Here is a 22,078-nt window from a genome sequence, read left to right on the forward strand (position 1 = left end):
GAAGAAGTTCCAGAGGAGTTACCTGAGGACGCTGAAGACGTTGCAGAAATGGAAGATGAACTTAAAAAAGTACCACCAAAGGAAACTAAAGCAAGTTCTAAAAAAACTAGTAAAAAGCCACCACCCGAAGAAAAGTGAGATACAAAAAACCCATTCAATTTTTTCTTTTTTTAAGGAACTTTATTTTTTCTTTTTAACTTTCACGTCGCATATATAAGAGGCGATTAAAACCGTTGACAAGAGCTTCAATACTAGCTACAACGATGTCTTCTTTTGATGCGCTTGCATCCGTCACAAAGCCCTGTTCATCAGAAACTCTAACGTGAACTGTGGCGAAAGCATCAGTATCTGCTTCTATTGCATCCATACTAAATTTTTCTAGTTGAATATCGCCAAAATCTTTAACAATATCCTTAAACGCTGCTTGAAGTGCATTACACGCAGCATCAACCGGGCCAACTCCGATATCAGAGGCTACTTTTTCGATAAATGAACTATTTTGCTTAATCCGTAATTTTACTGTAGCTGATGGTGTGATATGCAAGCCTGTGACAACAGTTAACTCCTTTAAGTCAAGAACTGGCTCAGCAATTTTTCCAGTGACAGATTCTGCTATAGTTCTTAAATGGAAATCTGTAACTCGCTTTCCTTTATCCCCAATTTCTTTTATTCGTTCGAGAATTTCAGTTGTTTGCTCGCGAGTTGTTTCTATGCCGAATGTTTTTAGTTTCTCCTGAATAGAATGCGCTCCAGAATGCTTTCCAATTACAACGCCTTTAACTGCAATTTCACTATCCTTTCGTTTTCCAATGAGTTCAGGGGTAATAGGTTCGTATGTTCGTGGATGTGCTAGTGCAGCATGTGCATGTATGCCGCTCTCATGACGGAAGGTATTATCGCCCATGAAAGGTTGGCAAGGAGAAATCGGTACTTGAGTTAGTTTTTCAACCAGTTTCGACGTTTTATAGAGCTGTTTTAATTTAATATTCGTAGGAACTCCATACAACGCATAAAGGGACATGACAATTTCTTCAAGTGAGGCGTTACCGGCCCGTTCACCGATACCATTTACTGTGACGTGAACCTGATTCGCACCGACTTCAATTCCTGCAAGGGAATTCGCTACAGCGAGACCGAAATCATTATGGCAATGCAAACTGATTCTGACATCTTTATTTATTGCTCTAATAGCCTCAGTAAGGGTTTTTGTAAGGGCTCCGTAAGCACGTGGTATAATTGTTCCGACAGTGTCGGGGATATTAATTCGGTCAGCACCGGCAGACACGGCAGTCGTATAAGCTTTCACCAGAAAGTCAAGATCAGTACGAGTAGCGTCTTCAGCGCTATATTCAATTCCTTTAAATCCTAATTCCTGCGCATAAGTTATTGAGTTAACAATCTCTTCAATAACTTGTTGTTGGGTCATGTGTAGTTTATACTGAAGATGCAAGTCAGATGTAGCTATGAAAACGTGTGCAACATCTAATTCGCATTCTTGAAGCGCGTCCAAATCCGAAGATCTTGTACGTGCCAATCCAGCAATCTCGGCATTTAGACCTAATTGCTTTATTCTTCTAACGGATTCTCTTTCACCAGAACTTACAACAGGCATTCCTGCTTCGATAACATCTACACCAAGTTCATCCAAAGCTAATGCAATCTGTATTTTTTCTTCAATTGTAAGTGCAACACCAGGAGTTTGCTCTCCATCACGGAGAGTTGTGTCAAAAATGTAGACTTTTTGTGGTAAATTAACCTCACCAGTGATTTGCTGAATGAATGGGCTTATGTAGACATCTTTAGTTTCACCTTCTGTCAATGACATTCACCTCAAGCTACAAGATAATTGTGATGAAATATAGTGAAATGATTAAGGCGTGCACTTAAGAATTTAATCATCAAAAATAGTTGCGTATTTATCAGAAATCACGGTCTATAGGATTAAAATTGTCTAAAGGATAAGAATTTCAGTCCACTTTGCTGACGTCAAATTCACAAAAATTATTACCTAAACCCCAGCATTTTGATTCGTTGGCAACAATATTTTGTCCAGTTAATCGTTCAAAAAGACCAGCAATTTTACCGGTTTCGAAATCACAAAAATTAACCCCAGCATTTGGAGTTGCAGTAGCAGAAGCGAGTTCATAGATTATAAGCGAAGCACTTTCTTTTCGTAAATTTCGTGAACGAACCTTGCCATGTTCACGTGATAGAAATGAGCTTGGGTGATTGTAGAAGTTTCGTAAGACTTTCAAAGCCTCTAAGAACTCCATATCTCCAATTTCAGCAGATTTATTTTTAATTCGGTTAATAAATTCAATTTCAGGGCTATTTAAACCTTGTTGGTGTCCTGCTGCGTAAAGTAAACTTCCTGTAAACGGATCAGAGAGTTTAAGTGATGTAAGTTGTTGTTGGAGCACCCCAAGGTGCAGGTAATCTCCTGTATTTGGACGCATTTTTCTTTTCATGAAGATAGAATCATAAGCAAGACGCATTGAGCGATCAATCAGTTGCTTAAATCTTTCAGGTCTATCTTTTCGTTTTTTTGGTAAAGGATAAGGCTTCTCTTTTTCTCCAGCAAGTTTTATGTAAAACTCGCAATATGGGTTTCCAGTACCCCAACATGCCGTTTCTCGAACTGTAACACTTTCTGCAAGTAACGCTTCGATCATGCCAGCCATTTCGCCAGCAGTGAAATGACAAAGAGGTTCACCAATGTCCATAGCTTGTGTAGAAGATGCAGTTTCATAGACACGGATCACGGCTTCATCATCCTCTAGGCTAACTATATCAACTCTATCGCTGAAATACGTGGGGAGATTACTGGTTTGTCTATTAAAGAAAATACGTATCCCGTCGATCACGTGCTTAAAGCGTTTTTCGATAGATCTGATTTCAGCTCCGATTTTAGGATTTAAACTTAAGAGGAGGTGAGAATCTGCACCATATAAGCCTAAATCTTTACCTGCTTCATAAAATAAGCGTGTTGCTAAAACATCTAACCCTAATATTGAAAAAGTTGTTTTCTGCAGTGCTCCAATATGAGTATAGTCTCCAATGCTTGGTCGAACAAGTTGAAGTTCGAGCGCTGAAGAAAGTGTATTGGTTGTGATTGCTAGCATAGTTTCTTTTCGCATATCATACGATTTTTCGCGTTCTAAAATCGTGGTAACCAATTTGTTCCAGAGCACATTCTGAACTTCGCCCTCGGTGATCTGACCGCTAAGAACCTTTTCATCATTTATTATCAAAGTGGGCAGTGATTTAATTTTATACCTTGTCTTTAGCTCAGGATTCTCATTAATATCTATTGTAGAGACGTGAGCAAATGCTACACTTCCAAAACCTATTGTGCGCTGTAAAAGTTTCTCAACTGAAGGACAATAAGCACAATCTGGGGACGTAAACATAAGGATCCGAGTTGGTACTTGACTCTGAGACACGATTAGTTCACCTAAGTTGCGCTCACAAGATGTAGCAAATTGGAAACTACAAACGTCATAATGGGTGTATTACCTTAATATTATACAATGATGAGGCTTCATTTTAAAGTTGCGGAAATAACGGTTCGAAAGATTATTGGTTTTCTATCAGACCTATAGAATGGAGAATGTTTCCTAACTCATTTTTAACTTTATCAGTTATTGGAAGTAACGGACTTCGAGGGATGCCTGCTTGAAGATCTAAATCTAACATGTCCATACCTACTTTGATTGCGGGGATTCCATGACCATTTGGACCAGTAAGAAAGTTGTCAAGAGGTAATATTTTTAATTGTAACTCTCTTGCTTTTTCGAAGTCGTTTTGAACAAAGGAACCATAAATATCTGCTATCATCCTCGTTGCAATATTTCCTGTAGCTGGTACGGCACCTATTCCTCCAAGCATCAATGTTGCAAAAATAGCACTTCCACTTCCAGCAAACACGTTAAAACTTTCATTTGATGCGATATTTATCATTGTGGAGATTTTTCTGATATCCGTTATGCTCATTTTTATTCCTATGATGTTTGAGTATTCTTGTAGACGCACCACAGTTTGAGGATCAATTTCTACGCCACCAGTAAACTTAGGAACCATATAGAGGAGAATAGGGATGTCAATAGTTGATACAATTGCAGAAAAGTATTCATAGATCGCTTCTTGACTGGGCTTGAAGTAAAAAGGGGTAACCAATAGGACAGCATCAGCACCAATATCAGCGGCATGCTCTGTTAATTCAATTGCACGATCGGTAGAACTATCACCAGTACCGACAATAACGGATATGCGTCCACTTGCCTCATCAATTGCTATTTCAGCAACTTTTTTTCGTTCATCCATTCTAAGGTTGATTGTTTCGCCAGTTGACCCACATGGGATAATACCGTGAACTTTATTTTCTATCAAATAGTTGATTATGGTTCTGAAACCGTCCTCATTTATTTCATTGTTTTTGAAAGGAGTAACGACGGGTACGTTTATGCCTTTAATTTGAACCATGAAATATGCCTCCTAAGTGATTTGAAGTGGCAAACTAATTGTAAAAGCATATTTAGGTTTCATTGAAGCCTACGGAAAAACAATTGAATACATTATAGCGATGAGCATATATACCATTTTGGTGAGTTTATCGCGCGCGACAGCATGCTAATAATAATCAATCATGAAATTATTATGTGATGAATGAATGAAAGTCCTAGGTATGTAAGTATAGGAAATGGTGGAGAGATAATATGGAAAACGCCATAATATCCAATATTGAGTTATTCACAGGAAGAACAGACGAAATAAATCGATTTAGAGACTTTTTAACAAAAATTAAGACAGGAAGCGAAGAAAAACGAGGAGGTATTCTTAGTAGTGAGAGGGGTATGGGTAAGAGTCTTACGTTGATGAAATTTCAGGAGTTAGCGCAGATAGAGCGTTTCCAGACTATTTATAAAACAATCACCCCAGGAACCGTCGAGAGTTTTTTTGCTGACTTAAAAAGTCAAATAGTAGCTCTCGTGCCCGAAAAGAAAAAACGTTTTTCGAAGAAAGCAGATTTTGATATGCTTCCGCTACCTAAAGGAACGACTACAACATCTGAAGTACTCTCAGAGTATATTGATGAATTTTTTCGAGGATTAGACGATGTTCAGGAAAAACTGGAGTCGCAAAAAATCTGGGCTATGTTTCTAGTCGATGATACGGAATTTTTTGCAATTAGAGATTTTGAAAACGCTTATCATATTTTGATTGAAATTTTAAAAGAATTGAAAGAAAAAAAATACAATATTATAATTATATTTTCCATTACTGATGAGTTTATGAAATATATCCCTTCACAGAACTTGGAATCAAATCTTGAAATGTTCTCCCTTGGAAAGATGAGTTCAAAAGAAGCGGAGATATTTTTAAAACGAGTTGAAACAAAAAATGAGATAACTATTTCGAAAGATGTGAAAGAAAAACTTATTCGAGCAGGAAGAGGAGTCCCCTTTGTTCTAACTTTAGCGACTAGTTATCTCTATGAAAACAGAGAAAACGCATCAATAGAAGAAAATGTCTGGAATAAATGCAAAGATGCAATTCTAAATGAAAATATAGTTGATATATTTGATTTACATGATGAGGAACTTAAAATACTTGAAAATATTGCCTCACGAAAAGAAAATTTAGATACTTTGTCAGAACTAGAAGCTACTTCTGATTTAAAAAACGATATAAGTACTATCTTGAATGATCTGCAAGAAAAACAACTTCTAGTGGTAGAAAATACCTTCGTCTATTTTTCATCTAAATTTCTTTTTCAAACATTAAAGAGAACATCTGAACGATTGAATATCTTTGGAAGAGCAAATATACTTTTGGATTTGTTTAAAGAATCAATAGGTGCAGGAAAAAGACCAGATACTCCGATTAAGGAGAAATTAGATGAATTGACTAATATTGCTTTCGCCCAACGTGAAACGCCGATTCTTACAGAAATTGCAGAATCTTATAGCACCATGGGTGAAGCTTTAATGGAACATGAAATGTTTTATGAAGCCTTTGTGCTTTTCTCAAATGCCACAGAAATTTTTGAAAAAATAGAGGATTTTGAACGTGCAGCTCTTTTATGTGATGAGATGGCCAAGAGATTTTCAAAGGCTAAAAAACCCTATTATGCACGCAAGTTTCTTGCAAATGGTTCAAGGCTTTATGATAAAATAGGAAGCGAGTGGAAAAGGAACGCGTTGTCGAGGAACGCTGCAATGTTATATGAGGAAGCTGGAGATGTATACGCTGCAGAGTCATTTGACGCTTTTACTCGCTTATTTTATAGGCGTGCTTATTCACTTTACAAGACAGCGAATGAGGGGGCAAGAGCAAAAAAAGTTTGTCAAAAGGCTCGAGAATCCATAAACAATGAATTATATCGAAAAGAGTTTGATAAACTTGCAAAAAAAATAGTTATAGAACCTAAGAAGGAGAATTAGAAAATGTCAAAGGTAGAAAATGCCCTAACAAGGTTGGAATCGATTAGAAAAGATCTTGATAAAATTTCGAAGTCCTTTGAGGAGCAATTTGGTGAATTTAATTCGACACTCTCGTCGGGATATGAAGAAATCAAATCAACTGGAGAAAAGGTTTTTCAGGAAGGCGAAAATAAGATAGAAGAAGACGCAAAGGAGATCCAAGAGAATTTAAAGAAGCAAAATTCTACTATGCAAGAGGAGATCGCGCTAAAACTAGATGACGCAAAAACAGCCATAATTTCAGAAATATCTAAAGAGGTTGAAGAACTAAAAGGAATCCTTAAAGAACTCAAATTCATGCCCCAGATAGATGATGTTACCAGTCAATTTACCGCTGCACTAAAAGAAGAACAGGCAGGACTTACGTTTTTCGATGAAAATGTTACAAAGATGAAAAATGATTCACAAGGGATGGTACAAGAAGCAACAGAGAAATTTGGTGAATTTCTAACTACACAGAATCAAATTAATGACCAACTCCATCAAAAAATAGTAGATATACTTCAGAATGTTAATGAGACTTCTACAGAACTCCTCAAGAATCATGACGAAGGAATAAGCACACAATTGACGCAAAAATACACAGAACTTTCGACTAATTTTAATGATACGCGAGAAAACTTGATAAACGAGTTAGAGGCGAAATCTGTTCAGTTTTCAGAGATGCTTGAAGGCAAAAAAAATGCATCGAGTACTCTGATTATGGAATCTATAAACATACTTATGCAGCAAGCAGATTCTATCAAAGAACTTCTGCAAAGTCTTCTTGAAAACGAGCGATCTCAGTTTTCTACAAGTATTGAAAAGACAAAAGCAGACTCATCACAAACTTTTGAAACACATAAGGAAACATATAATGAAGTTATTGCTGGAGTGGAGAGCCTTCTCTCAGATATTCTCGAAACAAAAATAGGTGAAGTGAAAACCCAATTAGAAACCGGCATGATGAAAAAAGCCTTTGAGTTAATGAGTTTTCAAGAACAGCAATTTGCCGAAAAGAAAGAAGAACTTGAATTAGCTTTCAGTGAAAAGTTGGTTAAAAGTCTTGAAAATATTGAAGGTACAATTGAAGTTACCCAAGATCAGATGCAAACAGGCATTAAAGATATCTTAACACGGATCGAGGAACTAATTCACGACCTAAACTCGCAAATGCGAACAGCCTTTTTAGAAAATATTGCTACAGTAGCAGAAGTCTGCGAATCTTATGAAGGGGACTTCATAACAATAGTAGATAACACTCTTTCAGCCCACAAAAATAACGTAGAGAAGATTAAGGCAGAAACTGAAGAATTCCTAATGAAAGCCATGGAAGATTTTAAACTTAAAATGAATGGGCTCAAAGAAAATACGCTTAACTCATTAAACGAACAAAAACAAACCCATGAAGCGACAACAACCGATCTACAGACAAATATGACAGAATCCTTGGATTCTCATAAAAATAATTTCATAAACGCTACCGAAGAGTTAGAAAAAACTGTTGCTCAGGAATTAACAAGTATTTCGGAGAATTACAAATCGGAAACGACAACTCATAATGACAATCTTACAAATGCTTTGAATGGAACAGTTACAGATGTATCTAAAGCGCTAACAGTGATCAAAGAGAAAATTAATGACCGCTTTAAAAATAGTGATGATGCTATGAATACTACAGTAAATACAATAAACAAAGATATTAATGACAGCATTAGAATTCAGCTAAAGACTATCTCCGAAAGCCATAGTAATGCACTAAAAGAGAATAATGAAGCTACAAAGGAACATAGCGACGCCACCAGAGAACATAGCGATATGATGAAAGAACAGGTTTCTCAGTGGATTAATAGTATAACCACGGCAAATGCAAACATGCAGGACACAACAAAGGAAAAATTGAATTCTCAATTAGAAGACACCATCTCTAAATTGACATCTTTAGCTGAAGATTCTAAGAAGGGACTCTTGGATGTTCTTCTAGCTGAGACCGAAAAACTGGATAGATTTAACACCGAAATGAGTCAAAATGTGTCCAAGACACTTGAGGGGCAAAAAGAGGGGACGAAGAAAGAACTTACAGATCTAACAAACACTTATTCATCAGCAATAAATGAAGATAAAGACAAATTGAAAGAAGAATTAAATTCATTGACACGATCCTTACGGGAACTTTCTAATAGTGTGGAACGGATCGGTAAGGAACTAGATCGCCTGAAGAAACCAGTTCAAACAGATTTTAATGATGCTAAGAAATCAATTGATGAAATTTCACGAGAAATGAGCAAATAAGAGGAGATTGGATAATGCTTAATGCAGAAGAAGTGTACGAATTAATCGGGCTCAATGAAATTGAAAGAAAAATTTACGAAACAATCGTTGGTTTAGGAGCGAAAACATTAGAGGAATTAGTTCTTTATACAGGAGACCCTCTTCCAGAAATACAAAGTAATTTGATCGCACTTGAACAGAAGGGGCTAATACGTCGGATTCCAGGTAAAGTGGACATTCTGGTAGCTATGGAACCACGAATCGTTTTAAGCGAAAAAGTCGAAGAAGATCTCACGCAAAGACTGTCAAATGTACGCGACGAGATAACAGTTAAATGGAATGAAGTCAAGAACGCGTTGTCATCGCAACTTCAAGGATTCCAGGAATCTACATCTGCAGTAATTAATGAACATCTTGAAGAATTCAAGAAAAACGTTGATGTAACCAAAGAACAGATTGATTCAATTTCAATGGATTTCGGCGAGCACGTCAAATCTGATGCGGATCAAAATAGAGAAACAATAACAACCACCTTAAAAGATAATTATACCGCGTTTGAAGAGACGTTGACCGGACTTAAAGATACATTATTTGATGCATTAGATAATACTTCAAACGAATTTGAAGTCGAAATGCAGACACTAAACGAACAATTGGCAGAAGCCATTAGAGAACAAATAAATGATTGGAAAGCAAACGTTACACGCTTCCAAGAAAAGAGCGAACAGCTTCTTGAAAGTACTGAGGAGACAGATGTAGAGGATGTTGAAAAATTTAAGAAAGATGCTAGTGAAACGCTGACCAACCTAACTCAGGTTTATACAACTGGATTTACGGATGCTAAAGAAAAAACAGAAAACATTACGATTTCATCTATTGACGCGTTTAAGGAAAAACTCAATACACTTCTTTCTAATATTTCCAATTCATTTAATGAACAGCTCCAAAATATAGATACTAAACTCACGACCTTCAAAGATGAAAGCAGTGGTATGTTAAAAAGTTCACTCGCTGAAGTTAAGGCTGTTATTAAGGACCTAAAGAAAAAAAATACGAAAATTATAAACAAAACGAAAAAAGGAATATCATCTTTTGCTGAAATAATCAAAACAAAAATTGAAGTTGCTGGTAATACCGTAACTTCACTTGATCAAGTAATAAAAACGCAGATTGAAGCGTTTAATACACAAGTAGAGACATTTGTAGATACAGAGAGAGACGATATTGTTGCAAAGATGAACCAGTTAAAGGAAGAAATTAGTGAGAACCTTAACAAAATGTTAACTGAGATAAGTTCACTAAAAAGTGATTTTGATGGTCTCTTGAAGTCACATGCCTCAAACGCGAAAACAACGCAAAAAGAGCTTTTAGATGTGGTTTCACAAACAATTAAAGATGCGAAAAGTAAGGTAAACGAACTTGTTGGACAATCGATGGAGCAACTGTTAGAAGAATTCTTTGAAGGTAGCACTCGTTTACAGGAGAGATTTAGTACTCTTGCATATGAATTATCAGATGTTGTGAATAATAGTATTGTTTCTACGAACGTACTTATTGAAAATTCTGTTAATGACGCTACGAGGTTAACAGAAGAGAACCAGGAAAAAATAACCACAGAAATTAAAGCAAATATGGAATTAATCTCTCAAACTTTAGAAGAAAGTGAAAAAAAGGATGCTGACCTGTTAACAAAAACAACTGATCAATTAAAAGAAGCAATTTCACAAGTCAAAGATGCTAATCAAACTATAGTTAAAGAAATTGATGAAGCACTCTCAGAAATGATCACAAAAGCGAATACAACTATAGATACAACACAAGAACAAATTAAAGAACAATTCAATATAGAACACGGAAAACTAAAAGAATCAAATGAAAAGACCCAGACAGATCTTTTAGAGATGTTCTCGGTTAGCAATAAAAATATGGACAAGCAGTTCACAGATGTAAAAGGAAAAACTGCGGTCCATATTGAGGAAACCTCTCAAAATGTGCTTAAACAACTGGAGGAGTCAAAAAAGCAAAATATGGAACTTATGAAAACGTTCATCGACAATCTGCTCACAGAAAGCATGGGAATAAGAGATGAAGTACCAAATGTCATCGAGAAAGAGTTAGAGGAGCATAAGGATCGAATAAGTCAACTTGACATACGCTTCGCGGACACTTCTGGACGACTCTTGTCTATCGTTGAAGTTTTAAAAACGAAGACCGAAGAAAAAGCCAGCAGTTTATTCGGCTTGCGCAAGGCAGGATTAGAGGAATTTATGGATCAATTGGCATCAATGGAGGGGGAATTGCAGTCATTGAGGGCACAGGTCAGAGATGTAATAAACACGAATACTGATGCGTATGAGGTGGGAGTATCATCCCTATTGGATAATATTAGCCGAAATATGACATACAGAGTGGAGACCATAGAAAAAGACGCCGAATCCAATTTTGAAAAAATGAACACAACCTATGAAACAATCGTTTCAAACTTTGCATCCACCTTCCAAGGTGCTTTTCAAAAAGAGATAGAGAATGCGTTAGAACGCTTCACTAATGGTTTAAAAACCAATAATTCAGAGGCTAAAGAATCTGTTGTGCTCAGATTGGAAGAAAATAAAGAAGCGATCAATGAAATGACCTATACTGCTGGAAAAGTACTCACCGAGAAACTTAATGAGGCTAAAACTGCTTTTGAAGAAATTCAAAAAACAGCTACTATAAACACTAAGAGTTTAGAAACGGCTGGAAAACAAATAGATTCACAATTAAAGTCAAACATGAATGAAAGGAAGGAACTTACGACCAATTTACGCGATGCCCTCACTAAAATCCTTGAAAATCTTCGAGACGCGAATCACGAATCCAGCAATAGTTGGGTAGAACAGTTCAACGAGTCATTTTCTCAATACGAAGAAAAGATTGTATCTACTTTGATACAACATAAAATGAATACAACTACAAGAACCATTGAAGAGATAACAGCGCAGGATTCACTGCTCAACACGATAAAAACGAATGTTGAGTCTCTAGCAAACTCTCTTAAAGAAATAAATGAAAGCAATTTAAATTCTCTACAAGAGAATACGAATACTATCCTAAACGAAAAGGGAGCAGAGATAGAACGCAATAACTCAGCGTTACAAGAAAAAGCTGAAGACGAAATTAATACAAGAAAAACGGAAACTGAACAATCTGTTGAAACTTTAATTGAAAAAATAACTGAGGAGAAGATAGGTGCTTCGACATCACATCTGATGGAGTTGAAACAGAATCTATCAGAGATTGTATTGAATGTACTTGAAGAAACTATTCAAAAAGTATCGGGATTTAATTCAACACTTAACACCAAACTTTCAGAGACAGAAGATATGCTAAACAAACTATCAGGGACATTAGATGAATCGGCTTCAACTTTAGCTGAACTTGACTCGAATATCATACAAAAGTTTGAACCTCAAGCAAAAGCCCTTCTTGAAAAGTTAGAAAAAACTACAGAAGGAGCCACGGAACTTAAAGAGGTTACAACAGAACTTGATACACTTTCCGTTAGCGTAAATGAAAAAGTCAAAGAAGCAGATTCCGAGATCTCTGAGATCAAAAAGACCATTTTTGACGTTTTAGGGGAGAAAGAGGGGATAATTACTGGAGATATTGAGACGATACTAACTAAATTCGATAAGATATTGGATCAAGCGAATACATCCGTAAAACAAAAGGTAGACGAATTAAAAGACGCACTTATAGCCAGCGGGAAAGATTATCTTGCAAAATTTGATACTCGACTGGAGCAGATAATCACAAGATTGGATCAACTCTTATCAAGGCCTTCAACAACGATCCTTGAAGGAACTGTTGATTTTAAGGGATCCTTCTCTAATTTACTCTCTGTACAAACTACAAAATACCGCGAGAACATATATAGTAGTATTGACAACATTAATGAATTTCTGGAGAATTTAGGCATAGAAGTCGAAACAGCAACAAAACAACTTAATGAAAAATTATCTGAGACAACTTCTTCACAAATTCAGAACTATGAAGGCACTGTAGTTACCCACAAAGATGAACTGCTCCAAATAGTCACTAATCGAGTCGAAGGAATCGAAAAAGAATTAACTGAAGTGGTCAATGTAATCCCGTCTGAACTAGAAGCTGCGGTAGCCGCAAGCAATAAGGCAGCCCGTGTGCTAGGCACAATTCAAAAACTTTCAAGAAAAGCAGAACCTTTGCCAGTTGAACAGACATACCGTGTGGTTGGGGATGCAAATATCCTTTTAAACATAAAGGCTATTATAGACAGAACAAAAGCAAATCTCATTTTAGTAACGCCAAAATTTGAAGATATACCAGTAGATTCTTTATCAAATATTAAGAAAACGATACGTGTCACATGTGTTACAGAATTAGCTGAAGCTAATATGAAAGATGCAGGGCAACTTCAAGAGCGTGGAAATGTCCGAGTTAGAAACTATCCTGATCCGAAGATCTATGTAATTTCGCGAGATAGCGAAGAAGTTCTCATAGCGCCAGCAGTAAAAGGAAGAGATCTAACAGGAATCCTGTCGACAAATGACCATTTGATAGAACTGATAAATAGTGAGTTATTATCGGGATACACCGCGAAAAGTAAGGCGATTTAGGAACACAACAGTCTTTCTTCCATTTTTTTTGAACTTCACTCATCTTTTTAACTTAGTAGTGCTTATTCATTACAGCCCGAAGAATATGAAATATAAGTAGATATTGGAAATACTGGGAAATACGAAATATTTGAAAATTAAACTTCTATAACCTTTTCAATGACTAAGAAATTCGAGGATGACAAGAATGGCATTTCAATCAACAGAAAAAGAAACTGAGATCATCCCACGATATAATCCCATTATTACATCAATTTTAGCTTTCGTATTTACATTCGCTTTATCGCTTTTTATTTGGTGGCTTTTTATCGATCCCGAAGGCGAGTTTTTTATTTGGAAAACTTTCCGTTTGTATGAAGAGGCTTCCGCTGATCTTGTCCTCAACTACATCTTTTTATTTATTTTATCAATAATCCTCTATCTCCAATTCATTGATCCAGAGATGGAATTCAAAGAGTTTCTAAAGACTAAATTAAAAATAAGAGAAAAAGAGACAGGGTTAGCTCTTTTCACCGCAAATATTGTGGTTATGTTTGTAATTATTGCATATATTACATTAGTATGGGGTGAAATTAGCTCGCTTTTTAATAAAGTGAAAGATACTTCTTTATTTTTCATATCATCGACAGGCATTTTCATCTACTTATTGTGGTCGTTTTTTTGGGGACATTGGCCTTTAAACGAGCTTAATAAATACAAAATAAGAGTTCTTGAGTTTTTATGGTGCACTTTTCTTCTAGTTTTAACCTATGCTTGGTTTGTTCTCCCGGCACAAATCGCAAATGGTGAATTTAAACAAGTTATAAGTCTTAACGCCTTTATTGGGTATCTTTACAGCGCCCTAGCAGTTACGCTGTTTTTAGGTATACTATGGGAAAATTGGCCAATTGAGAGAATAAAAAATCAACCATATCAAGGAATATTAGCAAGTTCAATTTGCCTAATTGGTGGCTATATTTTCTATGCAATTCTTGCATTAGCATCTACCCAGTCTTGGTTTCTATGGGAGAGTCCTAGTAATGATTGGTATCTAAGAAATGCTGCAAACTTTTCAATATTCATAATATCATGGATATATTTCTGGGCTTTCTACTGCGGTAATTGGCCTCACGAATATGATAAACGATTTAATATCTTTATGAGAACTCTTTTGGTTTTTATATTAGCGCTTTTGAGTTATTACGTATATTACATTTATTTAGGTGGCAATATCCTCAATGAAAGTGATCATTTTTACAATAAAATCCCGTTCATATTTCAAGGACTTTGGTTAGTAATTTTAATCGCGTATGATAAATTTTTCGAGAAAGTAGGGCTTTGGAAAAAGCCTTTGGGATGAAGTCATCGGAAAAAATACAAAAAAGCGTAATTAAGTTTCCTCTTCTTCTAATTCTTTGCTCCATTCTCCTTCAATTAAGATAGGGATTTCGTTACCGTCGCTTGTTAACGCCGTGAGGGTTAATTTTTGATGATGACCTGCAACAGCATCCCAATGATACAAAGTTGCCCTATCGGGCTCATAGCCAGACCCTAGTGCAAGATGTATAGTGCGACCAGCCTTCTCGGCTTCTATCAGGTAACTACTGGGCAATTGTGCATTGAGATTCGTGCCAATACCGAACTCACCGATTCGATCGAGATTGTCTTTGTACAATTGCAGAACCTCATTTGGCAGTGCCAGTTTTTCTTCTAAATGTGTGATTCTTTTCTTGACCTTTTCTTTCTCAGTTAAGAGGATATTTAGGATCTGTTGATTGCCTGTTATCTCCGTATAATGCCCATTTTCAATCTTTATTACGAGAGGTGACTCAAGAACGTAACTACTATCGATAGATATCACTTCATCCGACACGAAGACGCCTGAAAGCGATTCTGGCGTGAAATAAACCTCTCCACCAGGAAAGTTGGCAAACATTCCTGGCCATATAGCTTCAGAGTCGCTTTTCCTGAGTTCTCGCCTACCAAGAGAAACTGTTAGGTTTGTGGCAACTCCATCGATTGGTTGTCCGGTCACCTCAAGTTTTTCTGCTTTTTCAAGAACTTCTTTGATGGACTCGTTTCTCTTCCGCATGTTCTTGTAATCAATGCCACACACTCGTAAGAACGTTGAAATCGGTAAAATTTCCTGCAAGCCCAATCTTATCAAAGGTTCACGATCATCTTCACTTGACTGTGGATACCACTTAAGTTTTGATATTAATTGAAGAGTACTTGTCCATTTCGTCTTTAAGTTTGGTGTAGGATATCCAATAATCTCACCGAAAATATCCTTTCCAAAATATCCTTCTCCCTTGAAGATACAAATTGCATGAGGTAACCGCGCTTTGTATCTCATACCGGATACAGCAGAGAAAATCTTATAACGTTTAAATGGTTCTTGAGGAACATATTTTGAGAATTCTAGCCCCCAAAATGCTTGAATTGTAGACCATACTTTATCAGCAGGATCGTTTGGGTGCTCTTTTGTGTTAAGTGTTAAAATGCTCGCGATTCGTCCCCGCTTAAAAGAAACATCTTCCAGTTTATAGGCTTGGAGATACGCTTGAAGATAATCTTCTTTTGGTTTTTTGCGACGTTTCTCGGAAGGTATATTCGGAAGAATGATAAGTGTATCTCCTCCCCGAGGAAGATTAAACCCACTTCTTATGATCTCAAAACATACTTTTTCTAAATCATCTTCTACATTTGATAATGTAACCCACGAATCAGCACTATCTATTTTTAGTATAATTTCTGGAGAACCTCGAACACTTTTAAAGGCATCACCATCGAAATCTAAAATAATGTGGGGAGCGCGAGCCCAACTTTCAAGAGGGTTCTCATTTTTTTCTGCAAAGTATGGATTTAATCGATTCATAATCGTCCCAAATTTTTGCTCATGTTCGTAATCATATGAGCCTCCTGCACATACTTCGATATATTTATCGATAAGTTCCCAAACATATGTTAAAAGAGTATATATTTTATCAGATTCATCTTCTTCAACACGTACTTTCTTTCCACCCCCAAACATTGAGGAAGCCATGGGTGCGCCCGCTCCTCCTAAATCGCGCATTTGCGTAATGAGATCAGTTCCGATGCGATCCGCATACTTTTCATAGAAAGAATCCTCGGTTATACTACCATGTTCGCTCATTTTTTCTATTCTCTTTTTTTCTTCTTTCGTTTCTTCAGGTTTTCGAACTGTCTTTAAGTTCGCTTTTAGCCCAGACTTATTTAATGCATCAATAAGAGGAAGGGCTGAAAAAAATGCTTTGAACGACTGAACTGGCACGGTTACTAGGACGTCCTGATTTAAAGGAGTAATACCAACTTTCTCAAGCTCATCTGTGAATTGTTTAACTATTTGTTCGTATTTGTCCATGTCAATTATTCCGCGGAAATTCAAAATACATTCCTCCAAAATGAATTCCTATTAATTAAGTTAAATAAGATTATAGCCCTCAAATCAAATGTCGCGCTCCAGATTCTTTTGGCGAAAAACGATATTCTATACCCATTCCAAAGTTAACCAACGCCATACTGATATCTATCGCTAGATTTGAGACAGGCTTTCCAATCTTTTTTTTGTTAAACTGTAGTTCAATATTGGAAATAAGTTCGCTACTTTTGTTAGTGAATTCTTCAACATCTTTTGACTCACAAGCTATATCAATTAATCCGCTCAGATAGACATCAATAAACTCATTAATAACTTGATCAATGTCTAAATCGCGGATATGTGGAAGGATCATCTTATCACGTTCGCTAAGTTTCTGAATTTCTTCAGAAAGTGCATCTTTTCTATTTCTTACATAGAAAATACTCTCTTTAAGTAAATTCTCTTTGTTCTTAATTATCTCATCCATTCTCCATGATGGACCGTACATCTGTATCACCTGCTAACTGGGGAAGGTTCTAAAAGATTTATATCCATAGGAATTAACGAGTAAAATACTTATCTACATGAGTTAATCAAAATCTCTACGAATGTAATGCGAAAACATCAAAATAAACTAACTTTAATTAAAATACCGAGTACCTGTGAGAAATTATAAATGTTCCCATGCATCCATATGTGTTTATGACCTTTCTCTTCCCTCTATCTGTCATTCATTCCCGTTTTTAAGCGATTTTATCCACGGATACTACCGATAGGGAAATATATTATGCTATAACTGGAAAAATGTGCTTTTTCTCTACTTAAAGCGACAATGTGTCATGCAACCGAATCCAAATTGAGTGATCTTACAATTCTGCAATGAATAAAAACACTGAGTTAATATTCCCAATTCAACATATCTTATCAAAGTTGGAATCATGGAAAAGACGGATGTACTAACATGGGGAGAGGTGAAGAGGAAAAGTTGTCAGGAAATTCTTTTCTAAACAAAACTAATAATGCTGAGTTTTTTATCTTAAAGTTTTTATAGCAGTTTAAAAGTTAATAGCCCAGCAATATCCTCCAAATTTGAAAACAGACAAGACACCATATAATTGGCTCATAATTCTCCAAGAGAACCATATTTAGGAACTGGAGGCAGAAAACCATTGGAACATCTTAAAAAGGATTTTGATGAAGTCCCAGTAGTTAAACTAGTGTTCTGGGGTGCTTCTATGGCAGGCAAGACAATGGCACTCACTATCTTCAAAGTTTTAAAAACCTTAGAAGATCCAGAGCGCGTTTACAGCTTTCTCACACTTGAGGATCCAACTAAGAGAACATTGTTTTTTGATCGCGGAGTGTTCGGTTTTGGTTATAACCCGTTGACTGGCAAAGATCGCTTGAAAGCACATATTTATACCGTCCCTGGTCAACTTCGCCACATAACACAAAGAGAGGTGGTCACAAGCGGCGTCCAAGGACTTATTATCATATTAGACTCTACAAGCGCACAGTTTGAGGCTAATAGAAGCGCCTTAACGGAACTCACAGAATTTATCGACAGCTACGGTCTTAAAGACGTGCCTTTCGTGATCTGCTTGAATAAAATGGATCTTCCAACGGAGGTACGTACCCCAGTTAGTCAGATATCGGAGTTACTTGTTGAGACGGGATGGAGCGAACGAATGAGAGACGCGCATTCACGCATTATTGAAATGAGTTGTATGGATGCAAAAAACGATTTGGTTACACTACTGAAATCTGATAGCACGTCTAGAGTAAAAGCTGATAACGGTCGTCTTAAAAAAGAATCTCGACCAGAAACCGTCAAAAGGGTGATAATGCCTATAGAGATGATTCTAAGAGAGGTTCTAACAAGACAAATTGCTAGAACAAATTAAAGGCCAAAAACGGTAATTCAAGAAACTTGTCTTAAAGAGAAGGATGACCTCTCAAAGGCTTTTCAGTTCATAATCACTTGTTGGCAATTTTTTCTCGTGCAAAATCTAGAACTTCTAAATCTGATTTTATGCTATCAATACCCATCTCTTGTACTTGATCCAATAACTGATCTTTAAGAGTTAATACTGTTTGTAGAATCTCAAGATGGTAGTGATACTTCGGATCCGAAGTAAATTTTGCCCAATTGTTCTCTAGCAATCCCGACACATCGATATCTGTTATTTCTTCGGAGACCTCTTCTGGGGTAGCAAGAGAAAAGATTAATTTCTCCAGTGCTTTTGTCGACCTTTCAGCTACCTTAAGAACAATATCGTCTAAAGAGATTTCATCAGGCATTAAATATTCACCTCAGGCTTCAGTTTCTTGAGATTCAGTTGTGTCGTTCGAAATACTTAATTCTTCTTCGATTCTTCGAACAATGTCTCTAAACTTCTTTGCGGCCTCACTATCAGGATATTTGATGACAAAAGGTTTACCCTCATCTCCAGAAGTTCTTATACGAGGATCAACGGGTATGCTTCCAAGAAATGGCACTTCTAGTTCTTCAGCAACGATTTCTGAGCCACCTTCTCCAAATAAAATCGTTTCATTTCCACAATTTGCGCATTTAAGTATCTCACCACAATGAGGACAGATCGCACGAGCTGACATGTTTTCAATAATGCCCAAAGGCCTCACATTCTTCTCTTTTAACATCACCCCAGCCTTTCTGACATCTAAAAGAGCAACCTCTTGAGGGGTAGAAACTATGACCACTCCATCAATGTCTGGTATTTTTTCTACTATTGTGAGGGGTTCATCACCTGTTCCAGGGGGAAGATCAACTACTAGAAAATCCAAGGGTCCCCAATCTACAGCGGCCAAGAATTGTTTGATTACTCTCGTTTTGTATGGACCGCGCCAAAGAACAGGTGTTGATTCACTTGGCCAATACAATGCTACCGACCATACTTTAATGCCATCTTCGTTTTCAAGGGGATAAAATGTCCGTCCTTTAAATGATGGAGATTTTTCCGTTACTCCCAGCATTTTATGGACATTAGGGCCGTGAACATCGGCATCTAAGATGCCACAGTTATAGCCTTCCGCTTTAAACGCTGCAACCAAATTTGTCGCTACCGTGGTCTTACCAACGCCTCCTTTACCGGACATGACTGCAATTTTATGTTTGATGTTTCTGAACCTAGCTAAAATGGGGGAACGTAACTTTGCAACATATTTAAGTTCGGCTCTCTTATCGCCTTTTTCTCTATATCCCAAAATCTTCTCAATTACTTCTTCTGCTTTCTTTTCCTTTTCTTCTTTCGTACTCATTAAATTACACCTCTATCAAGTCTTCAAGTTATTACATATCGTTCGTGAATAGTTCTCTTATTATAAAGAAATTAATAGCTTGACAAAAAATCTATCATTAGAGATTGCATGATCTCTTTTCATCATCATATTCCTTTTGTACTACGGAACGTCTTATTTTTGATTTTTGCTTCCAGAGGTTTTCTACTTCTTTAATAAAAGCCTCATAATTTGCTAATTGGAAATATTGCATATTATCCTTTTCAACAATTATTTTATCTTCAATGAGTTCCTTGAGTGCCTCTATGACATCTTCAGGTTCTATCATACGAGTAATAACATAAAATGAGAAGAGATAGGAAATCTCATTTATACTAACCCATTCTCGAGGATTTACTAATGCCAAATGGCGTCGTTTCAATTCCTGAAGTATTTTTTCTTTTATATTCATAGGAAACCCATATCTACTATCTTCCGTATCTATATTAAGTCTTTGTATTCAAATTCATCATCAAATTCTTTTGCCTTTTCTTTGCCCTTCTCACTTAATCTATAAACCTTTTGAATCGCCCTTCTTAACTGTCCTTTACTACCTTCACCAGCTGAAATCTCCAAAATATCCACATATCCTAATTTTGCCAATTTGCTAAGTGTTCTCAAAATGGATTTTGTGCCTTTATGAAGTACACGACTCAATGTGCCACAGTGTCGTCCTCCTATTCCTGGAGGAATTTGATGTGAACAAATACCTGGACATGTTACACCAAGATCGTGTAGAGTGCATACCATAAGTTTTCTAACCCACTTCTCTTTGAATAGGGGAACTTCCACAGTAATATCTTTTTTAGGAACGGTGTCTATTTTTACCACCCTCTTTTTTGATCTATATCATTATCATACATTATAAAAGATATTTTTGCGAGTATTTTTCAATCAAAACAACTTTTTGTCTACTCATTTTCTAGTTCCCATACATCAATTAATTCATACTTTGTGCTTCCGAGACCAAGTTCTTCAGCAGAGGTAATCTGGACCATTGGATCCGCTGCTCCAGCAAAGCTAATGGCCTTGAATTTTTCTGTGTTATTATCCAATACGTTAAACTGTTCAGCTACGGAACCTCTCACACCTGGTACTCTGTTGACAAGATCAAGGGTTGCTTTATCTATAGCTACAGGATCTTTCGACACTAAGATACCAATGTCTGGAATAAATGGAATGCCAGAGTTTGCATCAAAATCAGGATGAGGCGTGCAATCAATTAGAAAGTTGAAGTAGGCGATATTACTGTCCATTGCTTGGACGATAAATGACGCCGCATCCGCTACCTTTATTTGAAAATCCCTTATTTGATTTGATGTAACTTCTATTGCCACCCGTGGGCATTTGACTATACATTTTCCACACCCAACGCATTTTTTTGGATCAATAACTACAGTTTCAGCTACTTTGATTGCGTCCCATTCACACATTCGTTCACATAAGCCACACAAGTTGCATTTTTCCATGTTTACAGTTGGTAGAAGGTCCTCATGAATGCGCATTTTGCCTTTTCTAGCAGTACATCCTAAAGCCAGATCGGCGATTGCCCCGTAGAAGCCGAGTAAAGGATGCCCCGTAACATGGGTTAGCATCACTAATAATTGGCAATATGTAACCGTTGCACCAATTTCCAAAACGCGAATTTTTTTGCCCAATTTGTTCATCAAAGTCTTGCTATCCTGACCAGTATAGCCCTCAGTTAAAAATATTTCAGTCCCTAATGTCTCCATAGAAAAACCATGATGCCGGCATTTGTCAACCCAGCCCGCTGGATCGTATCGCCTTCCTCCTCTCCAGAGGTTTATTGAATCAAGGCCAATAGGTGGTTTATGGAGTCTAGTAAACTCATCAAGCATTGTCCTTACAAATAGCGGAGATAAATAACGAGTACAATCTTCATGACCAGTTTCAAATTTGACACCAACTCGTATTCTTTCAGGAATCCATTGTGGAATCTTTAATAGGTCGAATAGATGTTCTAAGGATATTTTCATATTTTGCCATGGAAAATATGAGGTTGCAGATGCAAAGTAAACTTCAGACAAATCATA

At 36.7% G+C, this 22,078-nt stretch carries 15 protein-coding genes; 5 read left to right on the plus strand and 10 right to left on the minus strand.

What is annotated here, in order from left to right; translation table 11 throughout:
* Window positions 1-193: 193 nt before the first annotated feature.
* From QVB70_RS00200 to dapA, 3 genes are all read right to left on the minus strand, one after another.
* Window positions 194-1,789 carry a 2-isopropylmalate synthase gene (locus QVB70_RS00200; protein ID WP_342766524.1) on the minus strand — a complete coding sequence of 532 codons (1,596 nt, stop codon included), beginning with the start codon at window positions 1,787-1,789 and terminating at the stop codon, window positions 194-196.
* A gap of 178 nt (window positions 1,790-1,967) precedes the next feature.
* On the minus strand, window positions 1,968-3,443 hold the full coding sequence (locus QVB70_RS00205) for a V4R domain-containing protein (protein ID WP_287582189.1): 1,476 nt from the start codon (window positions 3,441-3,443) through the stop codon (window positions 1,968-1,970).
* A gap of 133 nt (window positions 3,444-3,576) precedes the next feature.
* Entirely contained in the window at window positions 3,577-4,482 is a 906-nt protein-coding gene (gene dapA, locus QVB70_RS00210) for a 4-hydroxy-tetrahydrodipicolinate synthase (protein ID WP_287582191.1), read from the minus strand.
* Between the two features lie 233 nt (window positions 4,483-4,715).
* Here dapA and QVB70_RS00215 point away from each other — a divergent pair, with 233 nt between their 5' ends.
* The 4 genes from QVB70_RS00215 to QVB70_RS00230 all read left to right on the plus strand — a co-directional run bounded on the left by QVB70_RS00215 (window position 4,716) and on the right by QVB70_RS00230 (window position 14,705).
* The gene (locus QVB70_RS00215) at window positions 4,716-6,443 is read left to right on the plus strand and encodes a hypothetical protein (RefSeq protein ID WP_287582193.1); all 1,728 of its coding nucleotides are present in this window, start codon (window positions 4,716-4,718) and stop codon (window positions 6,441-6,443) included.
* Between the two features lie 3 nt (window positions 6,444-6,446).
* The gene (locus QVB70_RS00220; RefSeq protein WP_287582195.1) at window positions 6,447-8,753 is read left to right on the plus strand and encodes a hypothetical protein; all 2,307 of its coding nucleotides are present in this window, start codon (window positions 6,447-6,449) and stop codon (window positions 8,751-8,753) included.
* Between the two features lie 14 nt (window positions 8,754-8,767).
* On the plus strand, window positions 8,768-13,366 hold the full coding sequence (locus tag QVB70_RS00225; protein WP_287582196.1) for a helix-turn-helix domain-containing protein: 4,599 nt from the start codon (window positions 8,768-8,770) through the stop codon (window positions 13,364-13,366).
* A gap of 187 nt (window positions 13,367-13,553) precedes the next feature.
* Entirely contained in the window at window positions 13,554-14,705 is a 1,152-nt protein-coding gene (locus QVB70_RS00230) for a hypothetical protein (RefSeq protein ID WP_287582198.1), read from the plus strand.
* A 30-nt stretch (window positions 14,706-14,735) separates the two neighbouring features.
* Here QVB70_RS00230 and QVB70_RS00235 read toward each other — a convergent pair whose 3' ends face one another.
* Window positions 14,736-16,754: a hypothetical protein gene (locus QVB70_RS00235; protein ID WP_287582200.1), complete on the minus strand. Its 2,019-nt coding sequence runs from the start codon at window positions 16,752-16,754 to the stop codon at window positions 14,736-14,738.
* Between the two features lie 55 nt (window positions 16,755-16,809).
* On the minus strand, window positions 16,810-17,235 hold the full coding sequence (locus QVB70_RS00240; RefSeq protein ID WP_287582202.1) for a hypothetical protein: 426 nt from the start codon (window positions 17,233-17,235) through the stop codon (window positions 16,810-16,812).
* Window positions 17,236-17,896: 661 nt separating this feature from the next.
* Between QVB70_RS00240 and QVB70_RS00245 the strand changes: the two genes are divergently transcribed.
* On the plus strand, window positions 17,897-18,631 hold the full coding sequence (locus QVB70_RS00245; protein WP_287582204.1) for an ADP-ribosylation factor-like protein: 735 nt from the start codon (window positions 17,897-17,899) through the stop codon (window positions 18,629-18,631).
* A 73-nt stretch (window positions 18,632-18,704) separates the two neighbouring features.
* Here the strand turns inward: QVB70_RS00245 and QVB70_RS00250 are convergent, their stop codons facing one another.
* The 5 genes from QVB70_RS00250 to QVB70_RS00270 all read right to left on the minus strand — a co-directional run bounded on the left by QVB70_RS00250 (window position 18,705) and on the right by QVB70_RS00270 (window position 22,072).
* Window positions 18,705-19,028, minus strand: coding sequence for a hypothetical protein (locus tag QVB70_RS00250; RefSeq protein WP_287582206.1), 324 nt, complete (start codon window positions 19,026-19,028; stop codon window positions 18,705-18,707).
* A 12-nt stretch (window positions 19,029-19,040) separates the two neighbouring features.
* The gene (locus QVB70_RS00255; RefSeq protein WP_287582208.1) at window positions 19,041-20,006 is read right to left on the minus strand and encodes an Mrp/NBP35 family ATP-binding protein; all 966 of its coding nucleotides are present in this window, start codon (window positions 20,004-20,006) and stop codon (window positions 19,041-19,043) included.
* 97 nt (window positions 20,007-20,103) lie between these two features.
* The gene (locus tag QVB70_RS00260) at window positions 20,104-20,436 is read right to left on the minus strand and encodes a hypothetical protein (RefSeq protein WP_287582210.1); all 333 of its coding nucleotides are present in this window, start codon (window positions 20,434-20,436) and stop codon (window positions 20,104-20,106) included.
* A 29-nt stretch (window positions 20,437-20,465) separates the two neighbouring features.
* Window positions 20,466-20,774 carry a hypothetical protein gene (locus QVB70_RS00265; RefSeq protein ID WP_287582212.1) on the minus strand — a complete coding sequence of 103 codons (309 nt, stop codon included), beginning with the start codon at window positions 20,772-20,774 and terminating at the stop codon, window positions 20,466-20,468.
* Window positions 20,775-20,935: 161 nt separating this feature from the next.
* Window positions 20,936-22,072: a DUF362 domain-containing protein gene (locus tag QVB70_RS00270; protein WP_287582214.1), complete on the minus strand. Its 1,137-nt coding sequence runs from the start codon at window positions 22,070-22,072 to the stop codon at window positions 20,936-20,938.
* Between the last annotated feature and the right edge of the window lie 6 nt (window positions 22,073-22,078).

This window comes from Candidatus Borrarchaeum sp. (assembly GCF_019058535.1).
GTDB classification, from domain to species: Archaea; Asgardarchaeota; Sifarchaeia; order Borrarchaeales; family Borrarchaeaceae; genus Borrarchaeum; species Borrarchaeum weybense.

Excerpts from the sequence above, each read along its gene's own strand:
- dapA (WP_287582191.1), bottom strand. The coding sequence starts at position 4,482 with ATGGTTCAAATTAAAGGCATAAACGTACCCGTCGTTACTCCTTTCAAA.
- QVB70_RS00215 (WP_287582193.1), top strand. The coding sequence starts at position 4,716 with ATGGAAAACGCCATAATATCCAATATTGAGTTATTCACAGGAAGAACA.
- QVB70_RS00220 (WP_287582195.1), top strand. The coding sequence starts at position 6,447 with ATGTCAAAGGTAGAAAATGCCCTAACAAGGTTGGAATCGATTAGAAAA.
- QVB70_RS00225 (WP_287582196.1), top strand. The coding sequence starts at position 8,768 with ATGCTTAATGCAGAAGAAGTGTACGAATTAATCGGGCTCAATGAAATT.
- QVB70_RS00230 (WP_287582198.1), top strand. The coding sequence starts at position 13,554 with ATGGCATTTCAATCAACAGAAAAAGAAACTGAGATCATCCCACGATAT.
- QVB70_RS00240 (WP_287582202.1), bottom strand. The coding sequence starts at position 17,235 with ATGTACGGTCCATCATGGAGAATGGATGAGATAATTAAGAACAAAGAG.
- QVB70_RS00250 (WP_287582206.1), bottom strand. The coding sequence starts at position 19,028 with ATGCCTGATGAAATCTCTTTAGACGATATTGTTCTTAAGGTAGCTGAA.
- QVB70_RS00255 (WP_287582208.1), bottom strand. The coding sequence starts at position 20,006 with ATGAGTACGAAAGAAGAAAAGGAAAAGAAAGCAGAAGAAGTAATTGAG.
- QVB70_RS00260 (WP_287582210.1), bottom strand. The coding sequence starts at position 20,436 with ATGAATATAAAAGAAAAAATACTTCAGGAATTGAAACGACGCCATTTG.
- QVB70_RS00265 (WP_287582212.1), bottom strand. The coding sequence starts at position 20,774 with ATGGTATGCACTCTACACGATCTTGGTGTAACATGTCCAGGTATTTGT.